We start from the raw sequence: 13534 nt of genomic DNA on the forward strand, positions 1-13534 counted from the left end.
TTCAGCCGCCCGTCACGGGGCGGATCACTTCGATGCGGTCGCCGGGCTGCAGCGCGCGCGCGGCATAGGCCGAGCGCGGCACGAACTCGCGGTTCACCGCCACCGCGAAAGGCGGCGTGGCGGCCAGTGCGGCCAGCGCGTCGGTCAGCGTGGCACCGTCGGCCAGCGCGAAGGGCTTGTCGTTGATCAGGATGTTCATCGTCATGTGTCGGGTGCCTGCATGCCGAAGGCCTGCGCGAGGTCGGAGCGGCCATGCGTGAGCAGCTCCATCGCCACGTCGAGCATGGCCGGCGCGATCATGAAACCGTGGCGGTACAGGCCGTTGACCTGCAGCACGCGCGGCTGCGGCCGGCGGATGGCGGGCAGGTTGTCGGGCAGCGTGGGGCGGCACTGCGTCGCGATCTCCACGATGCGCGCTTCGGCAAAGCCGCTGTGCACGGCGTAGGCCGCGCTCAGCAGTTCGAGCGTGGAGCGCACGCTGGCGGGCGACATGTCGTCCGACTCGATCTCGGTTGCGCCGATCACGAACAGGTTGCCGGGCTTGGGCGCGATGTAGAGCGGGTAGCGCGGGTGCACCAGACGGGTGGGGCGCTGCAGGCTCACTTCGGGCGCATGCACGCGGATCACCTCGCCGCGCACGCCGCGCAGCGCGCTCCACTGGGGCTTGGCGCCGAGGCCGCGGCAGTCGATGACCCAGTCGGGCTGGCCGGCCGTGCCGGGCGAAAAGTCGGCGGGGGCGCGCGGCGATTGCCAGTGCAGCGTCACGCGCGGGTCGTTCTCGAGCGTTGCGCGCAGCGAGGCCAACAGCGCGCGGTTGTCGAGCTGGCCTTCGCCCGGCAGGAACAGCCCTTGTGCGAAGCGTTGGCCCAGCGACGGCTCCAGCGTGGCGATGGCCCGCGCGTCGAGCGTCTGCATCGGCGCGAGTTCGGGCACCTGCGCGCCGGTGTTCGCAAGCACGCGCGCCAGCCGCGTGGCCTCGGCGGCGTCCTGCCGGTGCCACAGCACCAGCGTGCCTTCGCGCTGGAAGAACACCGGCTGCGCCAGCGGCGCGAGCAGCTCGGGCCAGCGCGACAGCGCATGCTGGCCCATGCGCACGACCGACACCGGCGCCACCGCCGACTCGGCCAGCGGCGCCAGCATGGCCGCGGCCACGCGCGCAGCGGCACCCTCGGCGTCGGGGCTTCCTGCTTCGAAGAGATCGACCGTGCAGCCCCGCCGCGCCAGCGTCACCGCCAGCAGCCGGCCCATGAGGCCCGCACCGAGGATCGCGGCCGATTCGAAAGGGAGGTTCATCGAAGAGCGGCTCATCGCCAGGCTCCTTCGCGTCGCCGATAATTTTCCGCATGACCCAAGGACCCACCCAGCGCTACGCACGCGTGCTTTCCATCGCCGGTTCCGACAGTGGCGGCGGCGCCGGCATCCAGGCCGACCTCAAGACCTTCGCGGCGCTCGGCTGCTACGGCATGACGGCCATCACCGCGCTCACCGCGCAGAACACGCTCGGCGTGTCGGGCATCCACGGCGTGCCGGCCGGGTTCCTCAAGGCGCAGATCCAGGCCGTGGTGGAAGACATCGGCGTCGACGCCGTCAAGCTCGGCATGCTGCACGCGCCCGAGGTGGTCGAGGTGGTGGCCTGGGCCATCGACCGCTACCAGCTGAAGAACGTGGTGCTCGACCCCGTGATGGTCGCCACCAGCGGCGACCGGCTCATTGCCGCCGACACGGTGCAGGTGCTGGTGCGCGAACTGTTCCCGCGCGCGCTGGTGGTCACGCCCAACCTGGACGAGGCCGCCTTGCTGATCGGCCATGCCATCGGCGGCATCGACGCGCTCGACGGCGCGGCCGACGAGCTGCTCGCGCTCGGCGCGAAGGGTGTGCTGCTGAAGGGTGGCCACCTGCCCGGCGACGAGGTGGTCGATGTGCTGCTGCAATCCGGTGGCGAAAGAAAACGCCTGGCTTCGCGGCGCATTGCCAGCCGCAACCTGCACGGCACCGGCTGCACGCTGTCGTCCGCCATTGCCGCGCACCTGGCGCTGGGCGCGGCGCTGCCCGAGGCGGTCGAGCAGGCGCGTGCCTACATCCTCGGCGCCATGGCGGCCGGGGCGGACGTGAAGGTCGGCGCGGGTCATGGCCCCCTCAACCACGGCTTTGCGCCAGTGCCGACGCGCCGCCTGCCGTTGTAGCGGTCGGCTTGGGGCGGCTGAGCCAGGCGAGCACGAAGGTCGCCGCCAGCGTCGGCAGGGCCGAGCCGAACTGCGGCGCCCACCTGGCCAGCGCGTGGTAGGCCGCGATGCCCGCGATCCAGATCAGCGCCGCGGCCACGTCGACCTTGCGCGCACCGGCCAGCGACACCGCCCGGCCGCTGCCCAGCCGCCCGATGATCACGCCGTACAGCGGCACGAACACCGAGCTCAGCATCAGCAGGAAGGGCTCCAGCGTGTGCATCGGCAGCACCAGCGCCAGCGCGATGCACAGTGCGGCCAGCAGCAGGCCCCAGCGTTTCACGCTCCAGCGCGGCAGCAGGCTGTGCGTGGACACGGCGCCTGAATACACGTCGCCATAGGCGTTGTCGAGCTCGTCGATCAGGATCAGGCCCAGCGCCACCAGGCCGCCTTGCGCCAGCAGCAGCGCGGTGACCAGCCCGGTGCCGGGTTCGGCCACGCTCACCACCATCACGCCCAGCGCATAGCACCAGATGTTGGCCAGCGCGTAGCCGATCCAGGTGCCGCTGAAGGCACTGCCCAGCCCGCCCGCGCTGCGCTTGCCGTGCCGCGCATAGTCGGCCACCAGCGGCAGCCACGAGACCGGCATGGCGATCACCAGGTCGAGCGCGCCGAACATGCCCATCGAACCGTCTCCCGGGCGCGCCCAGAAGGCGTCCAGCCCCTTGGCCTGCAGCTGCGTGGCGAACTGCCAGCTGAGCCACAGCAGCGACAGCACCACCAGCGGCAGCCCGAAGCGGCTCACGAAGCGGCGCACCAGCCTGACCATCGAGCCCGCGAGCAGCGCCAGCAGCACCGCGCCCCACAGCAGCGTGGTCAGCACGCCGCCCCAGGCGGTGCCCAGCGAGGGGCCGAACGCCGACTGGCCGATGGCCTGCGTGCCTTCGCGCATCACGACCAGTTCGAAGGTGGTCCAGCCCACCAGCTGCACGATGTTGAGCAGCACCGGCAGCCGCGCGAAGGCGCTGCCGTAGGTGGCGTGCATCAGGCCGGCGCTGGCCAGGCCGCTTTCGCAGCCCAGCCGGGCGGTCCATGCCAGCAGGCCGGCGCCCAGGCACGAGCCCAGCAGGATCGCCAGCGCCGCGTCGCGCGTGCCCACGGCCGGCACCAGATAGGCGCCGATCTGCATCACCAGCAGGCCCACGCCCAGGCTGAACCAGAGCGAGGCATGGTCGTGCCAGCCGAACACGCGCTTGGATGCGTGCAGCGGGGTCAGCGCCTCGTTGGCGCCGGGGGCGGTGTCGTTGTCGTCGTGTGCCATCCGTTTGCTCCAGTGCAAAAGGTTTGGCAGGTGGGCGGGGCCCGAGCGGCGCGGCCGTCACGCGAGAGAACGTGAGAGACCACCGGACCAGCTTCCCTGCGCGAGGATTACCTCGGGCCCGCCAGATGAATGGCAGGCGCAATCAGGTTCAAAGGGACTTTCTCAGCCGGGCGGCAAGCCGCCCAGCACCCCTAGCAAATGCGCCATGGCGGACCACGGCGCAGGGCGGAGTCTATCCGGTGTCGGGAAGCCGCAACGCCGGGCGTGCCATTGCGCGGTGGCGGTTCAGAATCGCCCGAGGGAGAAAAACCAGAAAGAACGAGGGCGCGCGTGCACGCACGCGTGAGGATGAACCGTATGGCGGACGATTTCGCAAGCATGCGCATGCGGCGCTTCAGGGTCGACGTCGGCACCATCATCTGCGCCGTGGCGCTGGTGCAGTCGCTGCTGTTGGTCGGGCTGGGCTATTGGGCGGTCGAGCGGCTGGTGTCCGAGGTGGGCACGGCCGCGCACAAGATCAACCACGACCGCGTCGAGGACAACGCGCTGGCCTTCCTCGCCCGGACGGCGGCGGTGGTTCGCGCCATAGGCGATTCGCCCAGCCTGCATGCCGCGGGCGAAGACGGCGAACAGACCGCCGAGATGCTCTGGACGCTGCTCGAGCAGAACCCCGAGCTCGACAGCCTCAACGTGGCCACCGGCGACGGCCACCTGGCCGCGGCGCTGCGCTACCCGTCGCCGGCCATCCGCCAGGTGCAGCGCAGCGCCGAATTCAGCACCGAGACCTGGCAGTACAAGCGCTCGCCCGACGCCGAAGGCGGCGACGCGAAGCAGCGCTTTGCCACGCACGGCATCAGCGCCTTTCGCAGCGACTACGACCCGACGCACCGCAGCTGGTTCACCGACGCCGTGAAGGCCCGGCGCCCGGTCTGGACCGCGCCTTTTCTGTCGGCGGCGTCGCAGGAACTCGCCATCAGCCTTTCGGAGCCCGCCGGCCGGCTCGACGACGAGGGCCGCACGCAGCACATGGTGGTGGCCGCCAACGTGTCGCTGAGTCACCTGTCGAAGCTGGTGCGCATCTTCGGCGAGCTCGGCCACGGCGACAGCGCCTTGCTGAGCGCCGACCACCACGTGCTCGCGCGCAGCGACCACCCCGACCCGGTGCGCGTGCTGGAGTCGCCCGACAGCGGCGTGCTCGGCACGGTGCACGCGCACATGCTGGCCGCGGGCACCGCGGGCGAGACCGAGGACATGGCCTTCGCCGTCACGCACGACGGCCGGCGCTACCTGGTGCAGACCTCGCACCTGCCGTCCACGCGCTGGCAACTGGTCAGCTGGGAGCCCGAAGACCTGCTGCTCGGCGACCTGCAGCGCACGGTGATCTGGGCGCTGCTGCTCACGTTCGGCTTCCTGGGCGTGGCGCTGTACATCTCGCTGCGGCTGTCCAAGCTGGTGACCCAACCCATCGAGAACCTGTCGCGCGTGGCGCGCCGCATCGGCCGGCTCGAGCTCGACAACCTGCCGCTCGCGTCGAGCCGGGTGCTGGAGATCCAGCACCTCAACCAGGCGCTGGAAGAGTCGGCGCGCAGCCTGAAGGCGTTCAGCAAGTTCGTGCCGGTGGACATCGTGAAGCAGCTCGTGGCCGAAGGGCAGGCGCTGGCGCCGGGCGGCTCGCCGCGGCGCATCACCGCCATGTTCACCGACGTGGAAGGCTTCACCTCCATCTCGGAATCGCTGGAGGCCGACGTGCTGGTCAGGCAGCTCACGGAGTACTTCAACCTCGCGGCGCGCATCTTCGCGCGGCATGGCGGCGTGGTCGACAAGTTCATGGGCGACGGGATCATGGTGCTGTGGGGCGCGCCGGCCGACCTGGAAGACGCGGAGTACCACGCCTGCCTGGCCGCGCTCGAGCTGCATGCCGAGATGGCCGAGCTCAACGCCAAGTGGCACGCCGAAGGCCTGCGCGAGTTCCGCACGCGCATCGGCATCCACACCGGCCACGTGATCGCGGGCGTGCTGGGCTCGAGCGACCGGCTGTCCTACACCGCCGTGGGCGACGTCATCAACGTGGCGAGCCGCATCGAAGGAGCGAACAAGGAGCTGGGCACGCGCACGCTGATCTCCGAAATCACCTTCGCGGGGCTCGGTGGCCGGCTGGCCGCGCGGCGCATCGAGGAGATGGCCGAGCTGCGCGGCCGGCAGACGCGCATGGTGCTCTACGAGCTGCTACAGATCGAGCACCAGCCGGGCTGAGCGGGCCCGCGAACAGCAGGGCAGGAACTGGTCGTTGACGGCCTGCTCCGCGGGCGTGAGGTAGAGGTCGCGGTGGTCGATGTCGCCATGGAGCACGCGCGTGAGGCAGGTGCCGCACACGCCCTGCGCGCACGACACGGGAATCGCGACGCCTTCGGCCGCCAGCGCATCCACCACGCTGAGCGATGCGGGCACGCGCACCACGCGGCCCGAGCTGCGCAGCTCGACCTCGAAGTCGCCTGGCTCCGCCGCCGGTATCGCGGCGCCCGCGAAGTACTCGAAATGCACCTGCGCTTCCGCCCACTGCAGGTCGCGCGCGGTGGCACGCACGGCCTCCAGGAAGCCCTGCGGACCGCACACGTACAGGTGCTTGCCCGGCGCGGGCTGGCCGAGCGTCGCCGCCAGGTCCAGCCGCTGCGCCGGCGGGCCGTCGTCGTGGTGGAAGAACACCTTGGCGGCGAACGCGCTGCCTTGCAGCCGGCGCCGGTAGGGCGCACGCGAGGCGGTGCGGCTGCAGCAGTGCAGCGAAAAATCCGCACCCAGCGCGGCCAGCCGCTGCGCCATCGACAGCAAGGGCGTCACGCCGATGCCACCGGCCAGCAGCAGGCTGTGCGTGGCGCCTTCGTCGAGCGGAAAGTGGTTGCGCGGCGGGCTGATGTTCAGCACCGCGCCTTCGTGCACCGCGTCGTGCATGGCGAGCGAGCCGCCGCGCGAGGCCGTGTCGCGCAGCACGCCGATCTCGTAGTGCTCGTCCTGCGACGGCAGGTTGCACAGCGAATACTGGCGCACCAGGCCTCCGGGCAATGCCACGTCGATGTGCGCGCCGGGCGCGAAGGGCGGCAGCCGCGCGCCGTCGGCCGCGACCAGGCGGAAACCCGCCACGCCCTCGGCCTCCACCGTCTTGCGCGCCACCCGGACCGCGAGCACAGCGCTCATTCGCGCACGAGGAAGTTGCCGGCCTCGAAATGCACGGGCGGTGCGGCGGGGTCGAAGCTCACGCCGGCCGGGTCGCCGCCTTCGCGCACCGCGTCGAGCTGGCGCTGCAGCAGCCGGCGCAGCATGACGATGCCGCGGTCCGACGAGGCCAGGTGCTCCTCGGAATGCGCCGTGATCGCGCCCTGGCTCACCTGCGCCTCGTAGTCGCCCGGAAAGGCGCGGTGCTCGGCCTCGCTCAGTTCCTCCCACAGCTTGCCGTTCAGCCGCGAGCGCACGCGCGCCAGGTCGCCGGGCGTCTTCACGCGGCCCACGGTGTAGATGCGAAAGCTGTGGTCGTCCATGGGCAGCACCCAGCCGATGGACTCCACCCGCCCGTAGGCCGCCACGCGCGGGTTCGGCACCACGCGCAGCGTGGGCAGCACCGGGCCGGCCACGCGGCGGAAGGTGGCGCCGTCTTCCAGCTTGCGGATGGAGGTGATCGTCACGCCGGTCTCGGTGCTCTCGAAGCTCACGTCGGGCATCTGGCCCATCAGCGCCACGAACTGCGTGCCGCTGAAGCTGCCGTGCAGCACGGGCACGTGGAACGGGTCGGCCACGTTCTCGTAGTGCTGCAGCCAGTTGCACGGAATGACCTGCGGGCCGCCGCCGCCGATGCTGTTGCCGTCGGCCTCCAGCGTCTCGCCTTCGTCCATCGTTTCCAGGCAGTCGTAGCGCGGCAGCACGGGCTTCTTCTCGGCCGGGCCGAGGTAGGCCCAGACCAGGCCGTACTGCTCCTGCACCGGATACCAGGGCTGGCGCACGCGGGCGCGGCCGCGCTCGCCGCCGTCGGGCTCGCAGGGCTGGTCGACGCAATGGCCCTGCACGTCGAACATCCAGCCGTGGTAGCAGCAGCGGATGCCTTCTTCTTCCACGCGGCCGTAGTACAGCGAGGCGCCACGGTGCGCGCAGCGCCAGTGCACCAGGCCCGCGCGGCCCTTCCTGTCGCGGAACAGGATCAGGTCTTCGCCGAGCACGCGCACCTGGCGCGGCGTGTCGCCGGCATCGGCGGCCAGGCCGATCGGGTGCCAGTAGCGGCGCAGCAGCTCGCCCATGGGCGTGCCGGCGCCGACCTCGGTCAGCTCGGGCTTGTGGCTCGGCGGCTTGCGGCCGTAGGCGGTGCCGGTGTCGAACGCGATGGGCTGCCAATCGCCACTGGTCGTCGCGGTAGCCGTGGCCGTGGAGGAGGAGGAGGAGGGAGGTGCGACGGCGCTCATTCGGGGGTGACTCCTGCGGCCTTGATCAGGTCCGCGACACGGGGAAAGTCGGCCTTGTAATTGGCCCGGAATTCGGCGGGCGTGCTGCCCAGGGGCTCGAAGCCGAAGCCGGCCAGCCGCTCCTGGACGTCGGGCATCTTCGTGATCTCGCGCAGCGCGGCCGACCATTCGTCGAGCACCGGCTGCGGTGTCTTCGCGGGCGCGTACACGCCGATCCAGCTGTCGAGGTCGAAGCCCGCGAAGCCCTGCTCGGTGAAGGTCGGCACGTTGGGCATCGAGCGCACGCGCTGCCGCCCGGTGATGCCCAGCACCTTGATGCGGCCCGACTGCGCCAGCGCACGCGCCGTGGCCGGGTTGGCCCAGGCCACGCCCAGCGCCTCGCCGAACATGTCGTTGTGTGCCGCCGCCTCGGCCTTGTAGGGCACGTGCACCAGGTCGATGCCGGTCTGGCGCGCCAGCAGCTCGCCGAACAGGTGCGCGTTGGAGCCGTTGCCCCAGGTGCCGTAAGACACGCCCGGGTGCGCCTTGGCGTAGGCCACGAACTCGCGCACGTTCGAGAACGGCGCCGAGGCGCGCGCGATCAGCATCGGGCCGCCGGTGGCCAGCTGCGACAGCGGCTCGAAGTCCTTCACCGGGTCGTAGGGCAGCCTGGGCTGCAGCACCACGTTGTTGATGTGCGTGAGCGGCAGCGTGAGCAGCACGGTATAGCCGTCGGGCGCGGCCTTGGCCACCGTGTCGGCGGCAATGGTGCCGCTCGCACCGGGCTTGGCCTCGACGATCACGGGCTGGTTCCAGCGCGTCTTGAGCTTCTCGGCGTAGATGCGCGCGATGACGTCCATCGGCCCGCCCGGCGAGCCGAAGGGAACGATGCGCACCACGCGGCCGGGAAAGCGCGGGGCCTGCGCGAAGGCGGGGCCGGCAGCGAGTGCCGCGAGGCCCGCGCCAAGAATGCCGAGCGTGCGGCGGCGCGTGGCGCCTCCGTGCGGCGAGGGTCTGAACCGATTCATCGTGTCTCCAGTCGTGTTGTACTTGTGCGCTCGACGATACGGACCGCCCGCCCCACGGGCAATTCGAAGCTTTGGATATGAGATATGGCCCAACGTGATATCCGCAGCCTCGACGTCGGCATGCTGCGGACCTTCGATGCGCTGATGCGCGAACGCAGCGTGTCGCGCGCGGCAACCCGGCTGTTCCTGAGCCAGCCCGCGGTGAGTGCCTCGCTCAACCGCCTGCGCGACACCTTCGGCGACCCGCTGTTCACGCGCACCGCGCACGGCGTGGAACCCACGGCGCGCGCGCAGGCGCTGGCCGGGCAGGTGGAGCGCGTGCTGGCCGACCTGTCGGCCATGCTGGAGCCGGGAGAGGGCTTCGACCCGGCGGCCTCGCAGCGCATCTTTCGCATCTCGGGCGGCGACTACGCCAGCCACCTGCTGCTGCCCACGCTGGCCAACGAGCTGGTGGCGTGCGGCTCGCGCGTGCGCATCTACTGGGAGACCAGTTCGTTCCTCACGCTGACCGAGCGCCTGCGCAAGGGCGACTTCGACATTGCCGTACTGCCGCGCCTGCAGCCGCCGAGCGACTGCGAATCGGCGCTGCTGTACGAAGACCGCTACGTGGTCGCGGTGCGGCGCGGGCATCCGACGATGGGCTACGGCGCCACGCCGGGCGTCACGCTCGAGGCCTTCTGCGCGTCGCCGCATGTGTTCCTGGGCTATGGCAGCTCCGCGCTGGACGACCTCATCGACCAGGTGCTGGCGCGGCTGGGGCACACGCGCAACATGAGCGTTGCCATGACCAGCTTCGGCCAGATCGTCGACCTGCTGGCGCAGACCGACCACGTGGCCGTGATGCCGCTGCGCGTGGCCGACCGGTTTCGCGACCTGCTCGCGGTGCACCCGCTGCCGTTCGAGCTGCAGGGCTACCGCTCGGTCGTGTGCTGGAACCGGCGCTCGAATTCCGATGCGGGGGTGCTGTGGCTGAAGGACGCGCTGTTGCGCATCGGGCGCATCGGGCGCAGCGAAAGCGCGGCTACCGCGGGTTGACCCTGCGCGCGAAGGCCTCGAGCCCGTCGATGGTCATCTGCACGTGGCGCTCGAAGCTGCTGTCCAGCGGCACCGCCGTGCCGTTGTCCCATCGCAGGATGAAGGCCTTGTTGGCCAGCAGCGGCAGGTTGCGCGTGAGCACCGGGTGGTCGAGCGGGCGAATGGTGTGCACGCGCTCGCGCAGCTCCTCGGCCCAGGCCTGCGTGTTGTCGGCAGGCAGCGGCGAGAACTCCATCGTGAGAAAACCCAGCATCGCCGCGATGGTGCAGTTGTAGGCCTCCAGCAGCGGCTCGCCTTCGAAGCCGGCCTCGGTCAGCGCGGCCAGCACGCCTTCGACCAGCTCGATCGGCAGGCTGCCGTTGGACACCAGCTGCGCGCCCAGCAGTTGGGCCATGTTGGGGTGGCGGCGCACGGCGGCGCGGCAGCGGCGGAACAGCTCGGCCATCCACGGCTGCCAGGCCAGCTTGCCCGGCGGCGGCGTCACCTGGGCCATGACAGCGGATGCCACCTCGGCCAGCAGCGCCTCGCGCGTGCTCACGTGCCAGTGCACCGTGGCCGGGTACACGCCCAGGCGCGCTGCCACCTCGCGCATGCTGAAGGCGCCCAGGCCGAACTCGTCGATCTGCTCGAGCGCGACTTCGGCGATGCGCTGCTTGGTCAGCGCTGTGCCGCCTGAGGGGCGGCCGGCGGTCCTGGGCGGGGCTTTTTTCGGGGTGGGGGTGGGAGTGGGCGGGGACATTGGCTGCGATTGTGCGGCAGTTGAATTGGCGGTATAAACAATATTAATTGAGCACTGATCAATAAAAGTGGCGATCAACGCTCGGCACGCAACCATGCAAAGGACGATTCCCATGAGCGACCCCATCGACCAGGCCCTTGCCGACGCACACCGGCGCTTCACCGACGCCAACCCGGCCAGCCGCCGCCAGTTCGACGAGCAGGCGCGCTACATGCCGGGCGCCAACAGCCGCTCGGTGCTGTTCCATGCGCCGTTCCCGCTGACCATCGCCAGGGGCGAGGGCGCCGCGCTGTGGGACGCCGACGGCCACCGCTACGCCGACTTCATCGCCGAGTACACGGCCGGCGTCTACGGCCATTCGGCGCCGGAGATCCGCGACGCCGTCATCGAGGCCATGCGCAGCGGCATCAACCTCACGGGCCACAACCTGCTCGAAGGCCGGCTTGCCAAGCTCATCTGCGAGCGATTTCCGCAGATCGAGCAGCTGCGCTTCACCAACTCCGGCACCGAGGCCAACCTGATGGCGCTCACCGCGGCGCTGCACTTCACGGGCCGCCGCAAGATCGTGGTGTTCTCGGGCGGCTACCACGGCGGCGTGCTGGGCTTCGGCGCCAGGCCGCTGCCGACGACCGTGCCGTTCGATTTCCTGGTGCTGCCGTACAACGACGCGCAGCTGGCGCGCGAGCAGATCGAAAAGCACGGCGCCGATGTTGCCGCGGTGCTGGTCGAGCCGATGCAGGGCGCGAGCGGCTGCATTCCGGGCCGGCCGGATTTCCTGCAGGCCCTGCGCGAATCGGCCACGCGCGTGGGCGCCTTGCTGGTGTTCGACGAGGTGATGACTTCGAGGCTGGCGCCGCATGGGCTCGCGAACCAGCTCGGCATCCGCGCGGACCTCACCACGCTGGGCAAGTACATCGGCGGCGGCATGTCCTTCGGCGCCTTCGGCGGGCGTGCCGACGTGATGGCGCAGTTCGACCCGCGCACCGGTTCGCTCTCACACTCCGGCACCTTCAACAACAACGTGATGACGATGGCGGCCGGCTACGCGGGCCTCACCCGGCTGTTCCCGCCCGAGGCGGCCGGTGCGCTGGCGGCGCGCGGCGAGGCCATGCGCGACCGGCTCAATGCGCTGTGCGTGAAGGAGGGCGTCGGGCTGCAGTTCACCGGGCTGGGCTCGCTGATGAACGCGCATTTCGTGAACGGCGAGGTGGTGCGCTGCGAAGACCTGGCCGGCGTCGACGGGCGGCTGCGCCAGCTGCTGTTCTTCCAACTGCTGGCGCAGGGCATCTACGCGTCGCCGCGGGGTTTCGTGGTGCTGTCGTTGCCGGTGGCCGACGCGGACATCGACCGTTTCGTCGCCGCCATCGGCGGCTTCATCGGCGAGCACAAGGCGTTGCTGCCCCGCGCCGGTTAGCGCTGCGTCAGCGCGTGCCGGCCACGCCCAGCAACTCGTGCAGCCGCGTGCTGGTGGTCGTGTACTGCAGGTGCACGGCCTTGCCCGGGAACACGATGGCCGTGGCGCCCCAGGCGGCCAGCGTGGCCTCGTGGAAGCCGCAGACGATGAGCTTCTTCTTGCCCGGGTAGGTGTTGATGTCGCCCACCGCGAACACGCCGCGTTCGCGCGTTTCGTACTTTTCGGTGTCCACCGGCACCTGCTTGCGCTCCAGCGCCAGGCCCCAGTCGGCGATCGGGCCGAGGCGCGGCGAGATGCCCAGGCAGGCGACGAGTGCGTCCAGCGGCAACTCGACCGTGGCCGCGTCGGGCGTGGCGATCTGCAGTTGCTTGCCGTCGAAGGCGCTGGGCTGGCCGACCTGGAAGGCCAGCTTGCCTTCGGCCACCAGCGCGCGCATGGCGGCGACGGTGGCTTCGGCGGCCTGGAAGCCGTCGCGGCGGTGCACCAGCGTGACCCGCTTTGCGACGGCCGTGAGCGCGATGGCGGTTTCCAGGGCGATGTCGTCGCCCCCGTTGACCACCACCGCCTGTCCCGCGAAGCGGTCCAGCGATTCGGGGTGATAGAAGAGCGAGGTGCCCTCGAAGCGCGCGATGCCTTCCAGCACGATGCGCTTGGGCACGAAGGCCCCGACGCCGGCGGCGATGAACACGGTCCTGGCCAGGAAGGCCTTGCCGGCCGACGTGGTCAGCAGCAGCCGGTCGTCAGCCTGGCGCTCGAGCGTGGCGACCTGCTCGCCGAAGTGGAACTGCGGCTTGAACGGCGCCACCTGCTGCAGCAGCGACTGCGCCAGGTCGCGCCCGCTGGTCACGGGCGTACCGGGAATGTCGTAGATCGGCTTGTCGCCGTACAGCGCCACGCACTGGCCGCCCGCGGCGGGCAGTGCCTCGACGATGTGGCAGGAGATTTCGAGCAGGCCCAGCTGGAAGGCCTGGAACAGCCCCACGGGGCCGGCACCGACGATCAGGGCGTCGGTTTCGACAGGGGCCACAGGAGCCCCAGGCGCCGTTGCGGTGCTCAGCGAATCAGCTCCCCGACCTTGTCGGTCTTGTCTTTCCATTCTTCGGCATCAGGCAGCGCGGGCTTGCGCTTGGTGATGCTTTTCCAGCCGTCGGCCAGGGCCAGCTCGGCATTGATCTTGATGAAGGCGATCTGGTTGGCCGGCAGGTCTTCTTCTGCGTAGATCGCGTTGACCGGGCATTCGGGAATGCACACGGCGCAATCGATGCATTCGTCCGGGTCGATCACCAGCATGTTGGGACCTTCGCGGAAGCAGTCGACGGGGCAAACGTCCACGCAGTCGGTGTATTTGCAACGGATGCAGGCTTCGGAGACGACGTGGGTCATTTGTCTTTTTGCGTCAGAAGTGGTCGGGAAA

13 protein-coding genes are annotated in these 13534 nt (G+C 70.4%); 4 read left to right on the forward strand and 9 right to left on the reverse strand.

The window, feature by feature from the left end; genetic code table 11:
• Nucleotide 1 precedes the first annotated feature (1 nt).
• Both thiS and BM004_RS11065 read right to left on the reverse strand, forming a co-directional pair.
• Complete coding sequence (gene thiS, locus BM004_RS11060; protein ID WP_093122582.1) at nt 2-205, reverse strand: sulfur carrier protein ThiS; 204 nt, start codon at nt 203-205, stop codon at nt 2-4.
• On the reverse strand, nt 202-1293 hold the full coding sequence (locus BM004_RS11065) for an FAD-dependent oxidoreductase (protein WP_093213228.1): 1092 nt from the start codon (nt 1291-1293) through the stop codon (nt 202-204). The genes thiS and BM004_RS11065 overlap by 4 nt, the downstream gene beginning before the upstream one ends.
• Nucleotides 1294-1343: 50 nt before the next feature.
• On the opposite strand from BM004_RS11065, the gene thiD reads away from it, so the two are divergent.
• Nucleotides 1344-2183 carry a bifunctional hydroxymethylpyrimidine kinase/phosphomethylpyrimidine kinase gene (gene thiD, locus BM004_RS11070; RefSeq protein WP_093213230.1) on the forward strand — a complete coding sequence of 280 codons (840 nt, stop codon included), beginning with the start codon at nt 1344-1346 and terminating at the stop codon, nt 2181-2183.
• Here thiD and BM004_RS11075 read toward each other — a convergent pair.
• Nucleotides 2137-3483 (reverse strand): purine-cytosine permease family protein, encoded by a 1347-nt coding sequence (locus BM004_RS11075; RefSeq protein WP_093122578.1) that lies wholly within the window; start codon nt 3481-3483, stop codon nt 2137-2139. The genes thiD and BM004_RS11075 overlap by 47 nt on opposite strands.
• Before the next feature lie 357 nt (nt 3484-3840).
• Here BM004_RS11075 and BM004_RS11080 point away from each other — a divergent pair, with 357 nt between their 5' ends.
• Nucleotides 3841-5736, forward strand: coding sequence for an adenylate/guanylate cyclase domain-containing protein (locus BM004_RS11080; protein ID WP_093213232.1), 1896 nt, complete (start codon nt 3841-3843; stop codon nt 5734-5736).
• Here the strand turns inward: BM004_RS11080 and BM004_RS11085 are convergent.
• Genes BM004_RS11085 through BM004_RS11095 form a run of 3 tightly spaced genes read right to left on the reverse strand, consistent with a single transcriptional unit; the run spans nt 5710 to nt 8932 of the window.
• Nucleotides 5710-6672, reverse strand: a complete 963-nt coding sequence (locus tag BM004_RS11085; protein ID WP_093213234.1) for a PDR/VanB family oxidoreductase — start codon at nt 6670-6672, stop codon at nt 5710-5712. The two genes, BM004_RS11080 and BM004_RS11085, sit on opposite strands and share 27 nt — an antisense overlap.
• On the reverse strand, nt 6669-7925 hold the full coding sequence (locus tag BM004_RS11090; RefSeq protein ID WP_093213236.1) for an aromatic ring-hydroxylating dioxygenase subunit alpha: 1257 nt from the start codon (nt 7923-7925) through the stop codon (nt 6669-6671). Before BM004_RS11090 ends, BM004_RS11085 begins: the two co-directional genes overlap by 4 nt.
• Complete coding sequence (locus tag BM004_RS11095; RefSeq protein WP_093122569.1) at nt 7922-8932, reverse strand: Bug family tripartite tricarboxylate transporter substrate binding protein; 1011 nt, start codon at nt 8930-8932, stop codon at nt 7922-7924. Before BM004_RS11095 ends, BM004_RS11090 begins: the two co-directional genes overlap by 4 nt.
• A gap of 84 nt (nt 8933-9016) precedes the next feature.
• On the opposite strand from BM004_RS11095, the gene BM004_RS11100 reads away from it, so the two are divergent.
• On the forward strand, nt 9017-9967 hold the full coding sequence (locus tag BM004_RS11100) for a LysR family transcriptional regulator (RefSeq protein WP_093213238.1): 951 nt from the start codon (nt 9017-9019) through the stop codon (nt 9965-9967).
• Here the strand turns inward: BM004_RS11100 and BM004_RS11105 are convergent.
• On the reverse strand, nt 9954-10706 hold the full coding sequence (locus BM004_RS11105; RefSeq protein WP_093213240.1) for a TetR/AcrR family transcriptional regulator: 753 nt from the start codon (nt 10704-10706) through the stop codon (nt 9954-9956). The two genes, BM004_RS11100 and BM004_RS11105, sit on opposite strands and share 14 nt — an antisense overlap.
• Nucleotides 10707-10818: 112 nt before the next feature.
• Between BM004_RS11105 and BM004_RS11110 the strand changes: the two genes are divergently transcribed.
• The gene (locus BM004_RS11110; RefSeq protein ID WP_093213242.1) at nt 10819-12120 is read left to right on the forward strand and encodes an aspartate aminotransferase family protein; all 1302 of its coding nucleotides are present in this window, start codon (nt 10819-10821) and stop codon (nt 12118-12120) included.
• A 7-nt stretch (nt 12121-12127) separates the two neighbouring features.
• On the opposite strand, the gene BM004_RS11115 is transcribed toward BM004_RS11110, so the two are convergent.
• Nucleotides 12128-13216, reverse strand: coding sequence for an NAD(P)/FAD-dependent oxidoreductase (locus BM004_RS11115; RefSeq protein ID WP_093213244.1), 1089 nt, complete (start codon nt 13214-13216; stop codon nt 12128-12130).
• Nucleotides 13174-13503, reverse strand: coding sequence for a ferredoxin FdxA (fdxA, locus tag BM004_RS11120; RefSeq protein WP_093123335.1), 330 nt, complete (start codon nt 13501-13503; stop codon nt 13174-13176). Before fdxA ends, BM004_RS11115 begins: the two co-directional genes overlap by 43 nt.
• Nucleotides 13504-13534 lie beyond the last annotated feature (31 nt).

This window comes from Variovorax sp. OK212 (assembly GCF_900112425.1).
GTDB lineage: Bacteria > Pseudomonadota > Gammaproteobacteria > Burkholderiales > Burkholderiaceae_C > Variovorax.

Coding starts and splice junctions, on each gene's coding strand:
- BM004_RS11095 (WP_093122569.1), bottom strand. CDS start 8,932: ATGAATCGGTTCAGACCCTCGCCGCACGGAGGCGCCACGCGCCGCCGC.
- fdxA (WP_093123335.1), bottom strand. CDS start 13,503: ATGACCCACGTCGTCTCCGAAGCCTGCATCCGTTGCAAATACACCGAC.
- BM004_RS11100 (WP_093213238.1), top strand. CDS start 9,017: ATGGCCCAACGTGATATCCGCAGCCTCGACGTCGGCATGCTGCGGACC.
- BM004_RS11105 (WP_093213240.1), bottom strand. CDS start 10,706: ATGTCCCCGCCCACTCCCACCCCCACCCCGAAAAAAGCCCCGCCCAGG.
- BM004_RS11090 (WP_093213236.1), bottom strand. CDS start 7,925: ATGAGCGCCGTCGCACCTCCCTCCTCCTCCTCCTCCACGGCCACGGCT.
- thiD (WP_093213230.1), top strand. CDS start 1,344: ATGACCCAAGGACCCACCCAGCGCTACGCACGCGTGCTTTCCATCGCC.
- BM004_RS11075 (WP_093122578.1), bottom strand. CDS start 3,483: ATGGCACACGACGACAACGACACCGCCCCCGGCGCCAACGAGGCGCTG.
- BM004_RS11085 (WP_093213234.1), bottom strand. CDS start 6,672: ATGAGCGCTGTGCTCGCGGTCCGGGTGGCGCGCAAGACGGTGGAGGCC.
- BM004_RS11110 (WP_093213242.1), top strand. CDS start 10,819: ATGAGCGACCCCATCGACCAGGCCCTTGCCGACGCACACCGGCGCTTC.
- BM004_RS11065 (WP_093213228.1), bottom strand. CDS start 1,293: ATGAACCTCCCTTTCGAATCGGCCGCGATCCTCGGTGCGGGCCTCATG.
- thiS (WP_093122582.1), bottom strand. CDS start 205: ATGACGATGAACATCCTGATCAACGACAAGCCCTTCGCGCTGGCCGAC.
- BM004_RS11115 (WP_093213244.1), bottom strand. CDS start 13,216: ATGGAAAGACAAGACCGACAAGGTCGGGGAGCTGATTCGCTGAGCACC.
- BM004_RS11080 (WP_093213232.1), top strand. CDS start 3,841: ATGGCGGACGATTTCGCAAGCATGCGCATGCGGCGCTTCAGGGTCGAC.